Raw genomic sequence first — 14,134 nt, forward strand, 5'->3', positions numbered from 1 at the left:
AATTTCGGTATTGAAAAACCGCCTGTGTTTTTTTGAAACGGGCGGAGCGACGCAGGGATCGCCGCGATTTTTAAGGGAAAGGGTTTATCAGAACATGATTATTGACACATATCAGTCCGGCGCCGTGATGCGTATTTTGCAAAGCGGCAAGATTTACCGCGCAAGCCCCAGTATTTCGTTTAAGAAGGAGTACGCCGCGCTCATCGATATGCTCGACCTGCACTGCGAATGCCCCATATTCGGCGTGGTGCGCGGCAGAAAGCAGAATACCGGCGGACGCGTTTCGGGTGCGGTGCGCATCCGTCTCAATGTCCCGCGCGAATACGTGAAGCTGACCGAGTACACCGACTGGGCGGATTTTCTCGACAACTTCAAATACACGAACCCGAACGATTATTCCACCATCATCGTCGGCAGCTTGGATGTGAAATCTTCGGACCATCTCCGTGTGGTGGAGAGCCTTAAGCACCAGCGGCATCTGTTCCAGTACAAAATGCCGCAGGCGATTTTGGAGTATATTGACCCGAAATGGGTGGTACGGTATAAAGTCATCACAAACACAAGAGAGCAGGAGGACCGCAAGGAGCACCGGCTCAATTTCTTCCGTTGGTAAGGAGGGCTTGAACTTGAAAATCGGTCAATACATTTTATCGCTTGACCAGGGCACGACCAGTTCGCGCGCCGTGTTGTTTGACGCTTTGGGCGGCATTGCGGGCATGGGACAGCGCGAATTTACGCAGATTTACCCGCAGCCCGGCTATGTGGAGCACGATGCCGTGGAGATCTTGCAGACGCAGCTTTACGCCATGCGGCAGGCGGTGCATGAGGCGGAGATCACCGCGGAGGACATCGCTGCCATCAGCATCACGAATCAAAGAGAGACCACCGTGGCGTGGGACAGCGAGACGGGTATCCCGATCTGCAACGCCATTGTGTGGCAGTGCCGCCGCACCGCGCCGGAATGCGAGCGGTTAACAGCCGAGGGACTTGAGGAGTACATTCATAAAACGACGGGACTCATCATCGACCCGTATTTTTCCGGCACCAAAATGAAGTGGATTTTGGATAACGTGCCGAAGGCCAAAGTGCTCGCGAAGGAGCATCGCCTACGCTTCGGTACCATTGATACGTGGCTCATTTATTCGCTCACAGAGGGCGAAAGCTATGTGACGGACGTGACGAACGCTTCGCGCACCATGCTGTTTGACATTCAAAAGCTTGATTGGGACGAGAAAATGCTGAACGTGTTCGGTATCCCGCGTGACGCGCTGCCGAAAGTCGTGGACTCCTCCGGCGTTGTGGGCATGTGCTCTGAAACGATACTCGGCAGGAAAATTCCGATTGCGGGCATTGCGGGCGACCAGCACGCCGCGCTGTTCGGACAGTGCTGCTTTGATAAGGGCATGGCGAAAAATACATACGGCACGGGCTGCTTTGTGCTGATGAACACGGGTGATAAGCCGGTTTTCTCCGACCGGGGGCTTATTACGACGATCGGTTGGTGCGTGAATGGCGAGACGACCTATGCGCTTGAGGGCAGTGCGTTTAACGCGGGCTCGGCTATTAAATGGCTGCGCGATGAGTTGAAGCTTATCGCGAACCCGCAGGAAGCGGACCTTCTTGCGGAGACCGTGGAGGACGCAGGCGGCGCGGTGTTTGTGCCGGCGTTTACAGGGCTTGGCGCACCGTACTGGGATATGTATGCGCGGGGCGCACTGCTCGGCGTGACGCGCGGTACGTCTAAGGCGCACATCTGCCGCGCCGTGCTGGAAAGCATTGCGTATGAAAGCTATGACCTCGTGAAAGCCATGGAAGCGGGCAGCGGCACGGAAATTTCCGAGCTGCGCGTGGACGGCGGCGCATCGAGAAGCCGTTTTTTGATGCAGTATCAGGCAGATTTATTGCACTGCGCCGTGAGACAGCCGAAGTGCCTGGAGACCACCGCACTCGGCTCTGCCATGCTGGCGGGGTTGGCTGTCGGTGTGTGGGAATCGCTGGATGAGCTTAGGACTGTGTGGAAGCTTAAAAATGCGTATGACCCGCAAACGGCAGCAGGCAGCGAAGCAAAAGCGCTGAAACGCTGGCATAAGGCCGTGGAAAGATCCATGGGCTGGGCGGACGGTTTGGATTAAGCCAAAGTCAAGCACAGCGAAGCGACGTAAAAGTTTTCGCCAGCCTTTTTCAAAAGGCTGTGGAATCCAAGGGTGAAACCCTTGGTCGAGCTCCGCAGAGCTCGAAATCCTTTTGCCTGCCATAAAATCAGGACAGGAGAGGGAACAGTCCACTGGACTGTTCCCTCGTGGGAGACCCAATTAGGGGGTCTCCCAAAAGGCGTCCGCAAAGACGCCTTTAAAATACCAAACAAGCTAGCATAGAAGCACGCAGACCAGTTTTTCTGCGTGCTTTCTTTTTGCCCAAAATCGAAGAAAGCCGTTTTGACAGCGGGAAGCGAAAAATCCTGTTGACGGATAAAGCAATATGTGATACTATATTATCACGCTAAATCAAAGTAATAGGGAGGCGACGGGATGATCGCAATTATAGATTACGGCGCGGGCAATATCCGCAGCGTGGAAAAAGCGCTTATGCATATCGGCTGCGAGGTCGAAGTCACACAGGACCCGAGCGTTCTTGCGAAAGCCGACGGCGCCGTGCTGCCGGGCGTCGGCTCGTTTGGCGACGCCATGCACGAGCTGCGTGGGAGAGAACTGGAAGCGCCGATTAAAGCGTTCGTCGCCTCCGGCAAGCCGTTTTTGGGCATTTGTTTAGGGCTGCAAATTCTGTTTGAGAGCAGCGAGGAATCCCCGGGCGTCTCCGGCCTGTCGCTTTTAAAAGGTAAGGTGCTGCGTATTCCTGCTGCGCCGGGGCTGAAAATTCCGCATATCGGGTGGAATTCGCTTGAAATCAAAAAGGACGGCGGGTTGTTCCGAAGCATTACGGGCGAGCCGTATGTGTACTTTGTGCACTCGTATTATTTAAAGGCCGAAGAGGATGTTGTGACCGCTACGGCGCAGTACGGTGTGGAAATTCATGCGGCGGTGCAGAAAAATAACCTCATGGCATGTCAATTTCACCCGGAAAAAAGCGGAGCGTTGGGACTGAAGCTGCTCGAAAACTTCGCCGCCATGACGCAGGGAAAGGGGGGCGTGTAATGTACGCCAAACGCATTATCCCGTGTCTTGACCTTAAAAACGGCAGGGTCGTTAAGGGCACAAATTTCGTGAATTTACGCGATGCGGGCGACCCTGTAGAGGCCGCCATCGAATACGACCGGCAGGGCGCGGACGAGCTTGTTTTGCTCGACATCACCGCGTCCTCCGATGCGCGCGGTATCATGCTGGATATCGTTTCCCGTGTGGCGAACAGCATATTTATCCCGTTTACGGTGGGCGGCGGCATCCGTACGGTAGAGGACTTCACGGCGCTGCTGCGCGCGGGCGCGGATAAGGTTTCGGTAAACTCCGCCGCGCTGAAAAACCCACAACTCATTGCGGACGCGGCGTATAAATTCGGCAGCCAGTGCGTTGTGATGGCGATGGACGCGAAGCGCCGCCCGAACGGCGCGGGCTGGACGCTGTATTTAAACGGCGGTCGCGTGGACACGGGTATTGACGCCGTAGAATGGGCAAAGCGCGCGGAGAAACTCGGCGCGGGTGAAATTCTGCTGACGAGCATGGATTGCGACGGCACGAAGGCCGGGTATGACCTGGAGCTGACCCGCGCGGTTTCCGAAAGCGTGGGCATTCCGGTCATTGCGTCCGGCGGTGCGGGCAAGATGGAGCACTTTAAGGACGCGTTTACAAAGGGTAAGGCGGACGCGGTTTTGGCGGCGTCACTTTTCCACTTCCGCGAGATCGGCATACCGGAGCTCAAGGATTACCTTGCGGAAAACGGCATCCCGGTGCGCCGATGAAATTTAATAGAATGATTGAAGGACACTCCCGCATATCTTTTGGTGCGGGGGTGTTTACTTATGAAAAGACATTTTCTTGGCTTCTGTTTGGCTGCTGTATTGCTGATCGGTGTGTTCTGTCCGCTTGCGCGTGCCGAGACGCCGGATTTCCCCGCGCAGGCTTTGATGCTGATGGAAGCCTCCACGGGTCAGGTGTTATACGAAAAGTCTGCCCATGTGCAGCGACCTTGTGCGTCCATCACGAAGGTGATGACGCTTTTGCTCGTATTTGAGGCAATCGACGCAGGCACGCTGCATCTGGACGATGTGCTCACGGCCTCGGCGCACGCGGCGGGCATGGGCGGCTCGGACATTTGGCTCAAGGAGGGCGAGCAGATGACCGTAGACGACCTCATCAAAGCGTGCGTGGTGATGAGCGCGAACGACGCGGCGGTCGTTTTGGCGGAGGCAGTCGCGGGCAGCGAGGACGCATTTGTGGAGCGCATGAACGCCCGCGCGGCGGAGTTAGGCATGAACGATACCGTTTTTAAAAACTGCAACGGTCTTGACGAAGACGGGCACATTACGAGCGCCTATGATGTGGCGGTGATGAGCCGCGCGTTGATGCAGCACGAGAAAATATTTGATTACACGCTCATCTGGATTGATTATGTGCGTGACGGGCAGACGCAGCTTGTGAACACAAATAAGCTCGTGCGCACGTATGACGGCATTTTGGGGCTGAAAACCGGCACGACAAGTGCGGCGGGCAGCTGCATTTCGGCTGCGGCAGAGCGAAACGGTATGCGGCTCATTGCGGTAGTGCTCGGTGCGGAAAATACGAAAGACCGCTTTTCGGCCGCGTCTTCGCTGCTCGACTATGGTTTTGCAAACTGGAAGCTGACGACACCGGAGCTCCCGGAACTGCCCGAGCTGCCCGTTACGGGCGGCATGGTGAGCGCCGTTTCGCTTGCGTGTGAAGCCCCACGCGGCGTTTTAACAGCCTCGGGCGGCGCGGAGATCGGGATAAAGCTCGTTTTGCCGGAAAACGTTCCTGCGCCGGTAGAACCGGGGGATGTGCTCGGTACGGCGGAGGTCGCGCTGAACGGCGACACGGTGCAGTCGCTCAAAATCACGGCGAAAACCGAAGCGCCCGCCATCACATTTTCTTCCGCATTGCAATATTTTTTGGCTTGTTTTTTCGCAGCAGAAGCGGCGTGAAATCTGATTTGCAAAAAAACCTTCGTTAACTTTTCATGAAATCCGCGTTGTGCACTTGCAAAATGCGTCAAATTATTGTATGATGAAAGCACATAGATTTGACTTGTGGTGTACCTTGCATAAAGTGGGGCTGTGAAAACGGTTTCACACGTGCAAAAGCATCATCATGCAAATAGGAGGCAATAGAAATGGCATTGAAATTGGAATGCGGATACTTGAAGGGCTTTATCGGCGAGCACGAATACGCTGCAATGGCTTCTCAGGTTGAGAGTGCACATGCGCTTCTGGCATCCGGCAAGGGTCCGGGAAATGATTTCCTCGGCTGGGTGGACCTGCCCACCAATTACGATAAAGAGGAATTTGCACGCATCAAGGCGGCTGCGGAGCGCATCAAGAAGAACACGGATGTGTTTATCGTCATCGGCATCGGCGGCTCCTACCTCGGTGCACGCGCAGCAATTGAGTTCCTCAAGAGCGAGCACTACAATGCACTGAAGAAAGATACGCCGGACATCTATTTCACCGGCAACAGTATTTCTTCCACCGCGCTGGCGGAGCTGGTTGAGATCTGCGAGGGCAAGGATATTTCCATCAACATGATTTCCAAGTCCGGCACCACCACAGAGCCGGCTATCGCGTTCCGTGTTTTCCGCGAGATCCTCGAGAAGAAGTACGGCAAGGAAGAAGCAAAGAAGCGTATTTTCTGCACGACCGATAAGGCGCGCGGCACGTTGAAGCACCTTGCGGACGAAGAAGGCTACGAGACCTTCGTTGTACCGGATGATGTCGGCGGCCGTTACTCCGTTCTCACCGCTGTGGGTCTGCTGCCCATCGCTGTGGCCGGTGCGGATATCGACGCACTCATGGCGGGCGCACAGAAGGCACAGGCTGCCTACAACAACCCGAACATGGAAGAAAACGATTGCTACAAGTATGCTGCCATTCGCAACATTCTTTACAATAAGGGCAAGACGACCGAAGTGATGGTCAGCTACGAGCCGTGCTACACGCTCATGAACGAGTGGTGGAAGCAGCTGTACGGCGAGAGCGAGGGCAAGGACGGCAAGGGCCTGTTCCCGGCATCCGTTGTCTTCTCCACAGACCTGCACTCCATGGGTCAGTACATTCAGGACGGCAGACGCAGCCTCTTTGAGACCGTGATGCTGTTTGAGAAGCCGAAGCGCGAAGTTGTCATCGGCAACGACCCGGCAAACGTAGACGGCCTCAATTTCCTCGAGGGCAAGAGCATGGCGTATATCAACCGCAAGGCGTTTGAGGGCACCGTGCTGGCACACAACGACGGCGGCGTGCCGAACGTTGTGATCTCCGCTCCCGATTTCTCCGAGGATACCCTCGGCCAGATCATCTACTTCTTCGAGAAGGCCTGCGCCATCTCCGGCTATCTCCTCGGCGTGAACCCGTTCAACCAGCCGGGCGTTGAAAGCTATAAGAAGAACATGTTTGCTCTGCTCGGCAAGCCGGGTTACGAAGGCGAAAAAGAAGCACTGGAAGCAAGACTTTCCAAATAAAAAGGCGTAAATCCGCACCTGCGGAAAAAATACACAGGAGGACTTCACTATGATCACTCTTTTAATCGGCAAAAAAGGCTCCGGCAAAACCAAGAAGCTCATCGAGCTTGCAAACGAAGCGGTTCAGAACTCCAACGGCAACGTTGTTGTTATCGAAAAGGGCCTTAAGCTTACTTACGATATTTCCCACAAGGCACGTCTTGTTGACTCCGACGCTTACGGCATTGAGGGTCTGGACGCACTTGTAGGCTTTGTCAGCGGCATCTGCGCTGCAAACTACGATGTGACGGACGTTTTCGTTGACTCCACCCTGAAGATCACCGGCAAGGGCGTTGAGGAAGTTGAGCCGCTTACCGCGAAGCTCAAGACGCTCAGCGAATCTTCCAACGTGAACATCTGCCTGCTCATTTCTGCTGACGCAGAGGAACTGCCGGCTTCCGTTCGGGAATTTGTCGCGAAGTAATTTCGGCCTCAAAAAGCCTTTGCACCGCCCGAAACAGTAACGAAAAGCCGTGCAAAAACGAAAAAAGCAACAGTGTTTCGGCGGAAACGACCCGCCGAACACTTTTTTTCGCGGCATAATGCCGAATTTTCAAATTTTTCTTGACAAAACCGCGCGTGGTATTTATAATATATCAAGTACGGTATGAGGAAAAACTATGCTTATCGATTTGAAAAAATATTTCTCGGGAGAGGATATTTCACAGGCAATCGATTATACGGTCGATTTGTCGGAGGTGGAGATTGACGGCTGTAAGCCGTTTGTCACGCCGGTTCAGGTCAAGGGCAGCATCCGTTCGTTCGCTTCCAGTGCGGAGCTGAACGTGGAGGTGCGCTATGCGTATTCGATGCCGTGCAACAGGTGCTTGACGTTGACGCGTAAAGAGTTTTGTCACAACATTTCTCACGTGATTGTGAACAAGCTGAATGATGAAGAGGATTTTGAAGATTATATCGTGATTGAAGGCGATGAGCTGGATTTGGACGAGCTGATTTATTCCGATATCATCCTTTTGACGCCGACGAAATTCCTTTGTAAGGAAGACTGCAAAGGGCTTTGCCCCACTTGCGGCAAAAACCTGAACGAAGGCGACTGCGCCTGTGCAAAGCAGCAGACAGATCCCCGTCTGGAGGCTCTGCGGCAGCTGCTACAATAATTCCAGATAACCAAAGTTTTAGTTTAATATAAGGAGGTGCTGACGATGGCGGTACCCAAGAGAAAAGTGTCCAGTGCCAGACAGAATAAGAGACGTTCTAACGTGTGGAAGCTTAGCGCTCCTGCCCTTATGAAATGCCCGCAGTGCGGAGAGTATAAGACACCTCACAGGGTTTGCGGTAACTGCGGTTACTACAACGGCAGAGAAGTTGTTAAGAAGGAAGCATAATTTTGCCTGAAACAATAATTGTGCCAGATAGAGAAGGGGCATTTGCGTGCTCCTTCTCTATTGTTTTGTCGGCATTTTTTGGTGCCGAGCCGTAAAACAGCGGCAAATTTCGCGCATACTACCTCAAAACGGAAGGGAGAAAAGCTGTGGCAGTTGAAATTTTCGGCGTGGATAAAAACAGCCTTGCCGAGCGGGCGGGCATAAAGCCGCACGATAAGCTTATTTCAATTAATGGGCATGACATCACGGATATTCTCGATTTCCGTTTTTACGAGACGAACACCCATCTGCATGTGGTATACGAAACGGCGGAGGGCGAGCGGCGCGAAGAGAAATTCGTAAAGCCGCAGTACGGTGCACTGGGCCTTGCGTTTGAAACGTATCTTATGGACAGGCAGCGCTCCTGCCGCAACAAGTGCGTGTTCTGCTTCATAGACCAGCTGCCGCCCGGTATGCGCGAAACGCTCTATTTTAAGGATGATGATGACCGCCTTTCGTTTTTGTTCGGCAACTACATCACGCTGACGAACATTGATGAGCGTGAGATCGACCGTATCATTGAAATGCGCATCAGCCCCATTAACATTTCCGTGCATACGATGAACCCCACGCTGCGCTGCAAGATGATGCACAACCGCTTTGCGGGCGACGCGCTGCGCTTTGTGCGCAAGCTGGCGGAGCACAACATCAAACTGAATTGTCAGATTGTGCTGTGCCCGGGGCTGAATGACGGCGAGGAGCTGGAATTTACGCTTTCCGAAATGTACGCGCTCGGCGAGAGCTTACAGAGCGTCGCCTGCGTACCGGTCGGCGTGACGCGCTACCGCGAGGGGCTGTATCCGCTGGAGACGTTTAACAAGGATACGGCGCGCGCGGCGATCAAGATTTTGGAGCGGTGGGGAGATAAATTCAAGGCAGAGCGCGGCTCGAGAACCGTGTTCCCGAGCGATGAGTTCTACCTCATTGCAAAGCGCGAGCTGCCGCCGTATGAATTTTACGAGGACTTCCCGCAGATTGAAAACGGCGTGGGTATGCTGCGCGACTTAGAAGAAGAATTTTCCTGGGCGGTTGAAGACGAGCCGGAGCGCGACATAAAGCGCCGCGTGACGATCCCGACGGGCGAAGGCGTGTATGCGTTTATGGAACATGTGATGGACTTTGCGCGCGAAAAATTCCCGGGGCTCGAGATCAACCTTGTGCCTGTGCACAACGATTTCTTTGGCGGTACGGTCAACGTGACCGGGCTGCTCACGGGGCGTGACCTTGTGAACCGCTTGAGCCGCGAAAACCTTGGCGACGCAATTTTGCTTGCACCGTCCATGCTTATGGCGGACGAAGATATTTTCTTAGACGATATGACCGTGCAGCAGCTCAGCGAAAAGCTGGGTGTGCCGGCTTACAGAATGCATAAAGACGCCGCAGGCGAGCTCAAGGACATTTTGGGCACTGCGGAGTAAGGAAAAAAGAAGGAGGAAAACCGTATGTCAAGACCTATTGTAGCCATCGTGGGCCGACCGAACGTCGGTAAATCCACGCTGTTCAACAAGCTGATCGGGCAGCGCCTTTCCATCGTGGAGGACACGCCGGGCGTGACGCGTGACCGCATTTTCGGCGAGTGTGAATGGAAAAACAGAAAGTTTTCACTGGTAGATACGGGCGGCATCGAGCCGGAATCGAAGGATATTATTTTGTCCCAGATGCGCACACAGGCGCAGATTGCCATTGATTCTGCGGACTGCATCATTTTCGTGACCGATGTGCGCACCGGCATGGTCGCAACGGACCTCAACATCGCACAGATGCTCCAGCGCAGCAATGTGCCGGTCATCGTGTGCGTCAATAAGTGCGATACGCTGGGCGACCCGCCGGCGGATTTTTATGAGTTTTATAACCTCGGCCTCGGCGACCCCATTCAGGTGTCTTCCGTGCACGGACACGGCACGGGCGACCTGTTGGATGCCGTCCTCGAGCATCTGCCGGAGGAAAAGGAAGAGGAGGACGAGGGCGAGATCATTAAGGTCGCCGTCATCGGCAAGCCGAACGTCGGCAAATCTTCCCTTGTGAACCGCGTTTCCGGCGAAAACCGCTGCATCGTTTCCAACATTGCGGGTACGACGCGCGACGCGGTGGATACCACCATCGAAAACAAGTACGGCGTATTTACGTTCATCGATACTGCCGGCTTGCGCCGCAAGAGCAAGGTGGAGGATTCCATTGAGCATTACAGCAACCTGCGCGCCGAAATGGCGGTGGACAGGGCAGACGTGTGTGTCATCCTCATCGATGCTACGGTCGGTTTTACGGAGCAGGACTCCAAGGTTGCCGGCATCGCGCACGAAGCGGGCAAGGGCTGCATCATTGCGGTCAACAAGTGGGACGCCGTTGAAAAAGACGACAAAACCATGCAGGAATACAAGACGAAGCTTGAAAAGGACTTTTCCTTTATGTCTTACGCGCCGATCATCTTCATCTCCGCGCAGACCGGCCAGCGACTTGACCGCTTGTTTGAACTCATCCACAAGGTTGCTTCCAGCAACGCGATGCGCATTACGACCGGCACCTTGAACGACATTCTGGCACAGGCAACGGCACGCGTACAGCCGCCGACCGATAAGGGCAAGCGCCTGAAGATCTACTACATGACGCAGGCTTCCACCAGACCGCCTACGTTCATTTGCTTTGTCAATTCCAAAGAGCTTTTCCACTTCTCGTACCAGCGCTATCTGGAGAACCGCATCCGCGAGATCTTCAGCTTAGAGGGCACGCCGGTGCGCATGATCGTGCGCGAGCGCGGCGATAAGGCAGACTGACGGGGAAGGACTTGATCTACATGGAAAATTTCGGTTCTTTAATTTTGCCGCTGCTGCTTTCGGCGCTTGTGGGGTATCTGCTTGGCAGTATCAGCTTTGCCATTTTGCTGACCAAAGCGTTTGCGCACGAAGATGTGCGCGCGCACGGCAGCGGTAACGCGGGTGCAACGAACGTGCTGCGCGTGGCGGGCAAAAAAGCCTCTGCGCTGACGTTTCTGTTCGATTTCTGCAAGTGTGTTGCGAGCGTTTTGGTCGGCTATTTTCTTGTAAAGCACGCGTGCGTTGCAAACGGCGTGGACCCCGAAATGGCGCGCCTTGGCATGTATGCGGCGGGCTTTTGCTGCATGATCGGCCACATGTACCCGTTGTACTTTGGTTTCCGCGGTGGCAAGGGCGTTGTGACCACGGCTGCGATGATGCTTTTGCTCGACTGGCGCGTGTTCCTCATTTGCTTTGCGGTGTTCCTTTTGGTGTTCCTGAAAAAGCGCATGGTCTCGCTTTCGTCTATTACGGCGGCGGCGATCTATCCCGTTGTGACGTTCTGCATGACGTATTTTGTGGACTGCTGCGTGGGCGGGCTGCCGGTGCTTTACGTTGTAATGGCAACACTTGTGGCGGCACTGATCGGCGCTACCGTTATCATCAAGCACCGCGCGAATATTAAGCGCATCCGAAACGGCACGGAATCTACGATCTCCTTTAAGAAAAAGTGAGTGTAAAGCGCGGTACCTATACAGAAAAAGGCGCGCAAACGGCCGGGTTTGCCACTTTTCGTTTACATAATCTTGGAAAAACCTTCCAAATAGCCTGTGGCTTCTTGACAATTTTTCCATTGTGTATTATTATGTTTACTGGTCATACTATATTTTGCGATCACTTTTTCTTTAAATAGATGCGGCAGTGTATGTTTTGTTTTAGACTGCCTTAGTTTTTTGCGCACGGCATTGGGCTTTTTTCGTACCCGCGCTGTGTAGCTGCCCAATCGGCGGCAGCCCGTTTCAGGAATAAATCAGTCGGTCACGGACCGGCGGGCATAACGAAAGATCCTACTTCGTGCAGCGCGTTGCGGCGCTGTGTGGCGGCAGGCAGTGTGCCTTTGACTGCCGAGGATATGCCGCGCCCGCAGAAAGGAAAATTACAGTGGATAAATTTATCATCAAGGGCGGAAAGCGCCTGCACGGTGAGGTTGTCATCAGCGGCGCGAAAAACGCGGCTGTGGCGATCATTCCGGCCGTAGCCATGGCGGAATCTCCCTGCCGTATAGAGAACGTACCGAACATTTCCGATGTGAAGCTCAGTGCACGTATCCTGACCGAGATGGGCGCGACTGTGCGCTGGCTCGGCAAGAATACCGTGGAGATCGACCCGACCACCATCCACACGAACGTGGTGCCGAGCGAGTTGGGCCGCAAAATGCGCGGCTCTTACTACAATATCGGCGCTTTGCTCGGTCGCTGCTCCAAGGCCATTGTGCCGCTTCCCGGCGGCTGCGATTTCGGCGTGCGCCCCATTGACCAGCACATCAAGGGCTTTAAGGCGCTGGGCTGCACGTACAGCCTCAACGACGGCATGATCGAGGTCTCCGCAAAGGAACTGCGCGGTGCGCACATTTATCTTGACATGGTCACCGTCGGTGCAACGATGAATATTATCCTTGCAGCCGTAAAGGCAAAGGGCCTTACGGTTATTGAGAATGCCGCGCGCGAACCGCACGTGGTTGATCTTGCTAACTTCTTAAACTCCATGGGTGCGAACATCAGCGGCGCCGGTACGGACGTCATCAAGATTCGCGGCGTGGAACATTTGAAGGGCATTACGTATTCGATTATTCCGGATCAGATTGAAGCCGGCACGTACATGGCGGCTGCGGCTGCAACGCGCGGCGATGTACTTGTGAAAAACGTGACGCCGAAGCACCTGGAATCCATCACGGCGAAGCTGATGGAGATGGGTGTGACGGTCGTGGAATATGACGACGCGGTGCGCGTGCGCTGCGACGGCCCGCTGAGTAAGTGCAACGTGAAAACGATGCCGCACCCGGGCTTCCCGACGGACATGCAGCCGCAGATCGCGGCGTTGCTCTCCATTGCGCAGGGCACGAGTATTTTAAACGAGAGCGTGTGGGAAAACCGTTTCCGCTATGTGGAAGAGTTGAAGCGCATGGGCGCACAGATCACCGTAGAGGGCAAGAGTGCCATTATTGAGGGCGTGGAATACCTGAAGGGTGCACCGGTGCGTGCGACTGACCTGCGTGCGGGCGCGGCGATGATCATTGCCGGTCTTGCTGCGCATGGCGTGACGAAGATTGAGGACATTGAGCACATTCAGCGCGGCTATGAGGACATTGTGGAGAAGTTCGTCGGCCTTGGCGCGGACATGTATTTGATGCTCGATCCCACAAACAGCGATACCGCAAAGATCGGTTAAAACCGTATACAGACCGTTTCGCCCCGACAAAACCTTGTCAGGGCGTTTTTTATGAAAACAGGGAGGGTGCAAATGGCAGAGCTTTGCCCGCTGTTCAGCGGCAGCACGGGAAACAGTTATTATATCGGTTCAAAATCTTCGGGCATTTTGGTGGATATCGGACGCAGCTGCAAGCAAGTGACGACTGTCATGCAGCGCTGCGGTATAGACCCGCTTTCCGTGCAGGGCATCCTCATTACGCACGAGCACAGCGACCATATCAGCGGTCTGCGTGTGTTCGCTTCCAAATACCATATTCCCGTGTTTGCCTCTAAGGGCACGCTGGGGGCCTTGGAATCGATGGGGATTTTAAGCGACAAATATCCCGCCTACACGATTGAAGACACGTTAGAGCTCGCCGGAATGCACGTAAACGCGTTCCGCACGCCGCATGACTGCGCGGAGAGCTTCGGCTACCGCATAGAAGCCGAAGACGGACACACCGTCACGGTCGCGACGGACATTGGACACATCACGCCGGAGGTGGAAGAGAATCTGCACGGCACAGATCTTGCGGTCATTGAATCGAACCACGATATCGGTATGCTGCGCACGGGGCCGTACCCGTACAGCTTAAAGCGGCGCATTTTATCGGACTTCGGGCATCTCTCAAACACCGCGTGCGCCGACCTGCTGCCGGAGCTTTTTGAAGACGGCACAAAGCACTTTTTGCTGGCGCATTTGAGCCGCGAGAACAACACGCCGGACATTGCGCGGCAGACCGCCGTCTGCGGTATGCAGATGGCGGGCGTGGAGAACGCGGAGGACTACATATTGCAGGTCGCGCCGATCGAAAACCTGACCGGCGGCACCATCACATTTTAACATAGG

14 protein-coding genes are annotated in these 14,134 nt (G+C 54.6%); all 14 read left to right on the plus strand.

Features of this window, described 5'->3' with window-relative positions:
- The first annotated feature begins 94 nt into the window (after positions 1 to 94).
- Positions 95 to 613, plus strand: coding sequence for a hypothetical protein (locus ACLTX1_RS00115; protein ID WP_176821453.1), 519 nt, complete (start codon positions 95 to 97; stop codon positions 611 to 613).
- Between the two features lie 13 nt (positions 614 to 626).
- The gene (gene glpK, locus ACLTX1_RS00120) at positions 627 to 2,132 is read left to right on the plus strand and encodes a glycerol kinase GlpK (RefSeq protein ID WP_316523193.1); all 1,506 of its coding nucleotides are present in this window, start codon (positions 627 to 629) and stop codon (positions 2,130 to 2,132) included.
- 396 nt (positions 2,133 to 2,528) lie between these two features.
- Positions 2,529 to 3,152 (plus strand): imidazole glycerol phosphate synthase subunit HisH, encoded by a 624-nt coding sequence (gene hisH, locus ACLTX1_RS00125; protein WP_412330303.1) that lies wholly within the window; start codon positions 2,529 to 2,531, stop codon positions 3,150 to 3,152.
- Positions 3,152 to 3,913 (plus strand): imidazole glycerol phosphate synthase subunit HisF, encoded by a 762-nt coding sequence (gene hisF, locus ACLTX1_RS00130; RefSeq protein WP_412330304.1) that lies wholly within the window; start codon positions 3,152 to 3,154, stop codon positions 3,911 to 3,913. Before hisH ends, hisF begins: the two co-directional genes overlap by 1 nt.
- A gap of 60 nt (positions 3,914 to 3,973) precedes the next feature.
- Complete coding sequence (locus ACLTX1_RS00135) at positions 3,974 to 5,113, plus strand: D-alanyl-D-alanine carboxypeptidase family protein (protein ID WP_412330305.1); 1,140 nt, start codon at positions 3,974 to 3,976, stop codon at positions 5,111 to 5,113.
- 188 nt (positions 5,114 to 5,301) lie between these two features.
- Entirely contained in the window at positions 5,302 to 6,642 is a 1,341-nt protein-coding gene (locus ACLTX1_RS00140) for a glucose-6-phosphate isomerase (RefSeq protein ID WP_395507107.1), read from the plus strand.
- 49 nt (positions 6,643 to 6,691) lie between these two features.
- The gene (locus ACLTX1_RS00145; protein ID WP_176821458.1) at positions 6,692 to 7,105 is read left to right on the plus strand and encodes a hypothetical protein; all 414 of its coding nucleotides are present in this window, start codon (positions 6,692 to 6,694) and stop codon (positions 7,103 to 7,105) included.
- A gap of 196 nt (positions 7,106 to 7,301) precedes the next feature.
- Positions 7,302 to 7,799 (plus strand): YceD family protein, encoded by a 498-nt coding sequence (locus ACLTX1_RS00150; protein ID WP_176821459.1) that lies wholly within the window; start codon positions 7,302 to 7,304, stop codon positions 7,797 to 7,799.
- A 45-nt stretch (positions 7,800 to 7,844) separates the two neighbouring features.
- On the plus strand, positions 7,845 to 8,027 hold the full coding sequence (rpmF, locus tag ACLTX1_RS00155; protein WP_176821460.1) for a 50S ribosomal protein L32: 183 nt from the start codon (positions 7,845 to 7,847) through the stop codon (positions 8,025 to 8,027).
- 146 nt (positions 8,028 to 8,173) lie between these two features.
- The gene (locus tag ACLTX1_RS00160) at positions 8,174 to 9,484 is read left to right on the plus strand and encodes a DUF512 domain-containing protein (RefSeq protein ID WP_412330306.1); all 1,311 of its coding nucleotides are present in this window, start codon (positions 8,174 to 8,176) and stop codon (positions 9,482 to 9,484) included.
- Positions 9,485 to 9,508: 24 nt separating this feature from the next.
- Positions 9,509 to 10,837, plus strand: coding sequence for a ribosome biogenesis GTPase Der (gene der / locus ACLTX1_RS00165; protein WP_176821462.1), 1,329 nt, complete (start codon positions 9,509 to 9,511; stop codon positions 10,835 to 10,837).
- A gap of 20 nt (positions 10,838 to 10,857) precedes the next feature.
- Complete coding sequence (plsY, locus tag ACLTX1_RS00170) at positions 10,858 to 11,550, plus strand: glycerol-3-phosphate 1-O-acyltransferase PlsY (RefSeq protein ID WP_412330307.1); 693 nt, start codon at positions 10,858 to 10,860, stop codon at positions 11,548 to 11,550.
- A 427-nt stretch (positions 11,551 to 11,977) separates the two neighbouring features.
- A complete protein-coding gene (locus tag ACLTX1_RS00175) occupies positions 11,978 to 13,264 on the plus strand; it encodes a UDP-N-acetylglucosamine 1-carboxyvinyltransferase (RefSeq protein WP_176821464.1) in 1,287 nt (428 codons plus the stop codon).
- 72 nt (positions 13,265 to 13,336) lie between these two features.
- Positions 13,337 to 14,128, plus strand: coding sequence for an MBL fold metallo-hydrolase (locus tag ACLTX1_RS00180; RefSeq protein WP_412330308.1), 792 nt, complete (start codon positions 13,337 to 13,339; stop codon positions 14,126 to 14,128).
- Positions 14,129 to 14,134: the final 6 nt, after the last annotated feature.

It is taken from the genome of Hominenteromicrobium sp. (assembly GCF_046974225.1).
Classification (GTDB): Bacteria; Bacillota; Clostridia; order Oscillospirales; family Acutalibacteraceae; genus Hominenteromicrobium; species Hominenteromicrobium mulieris.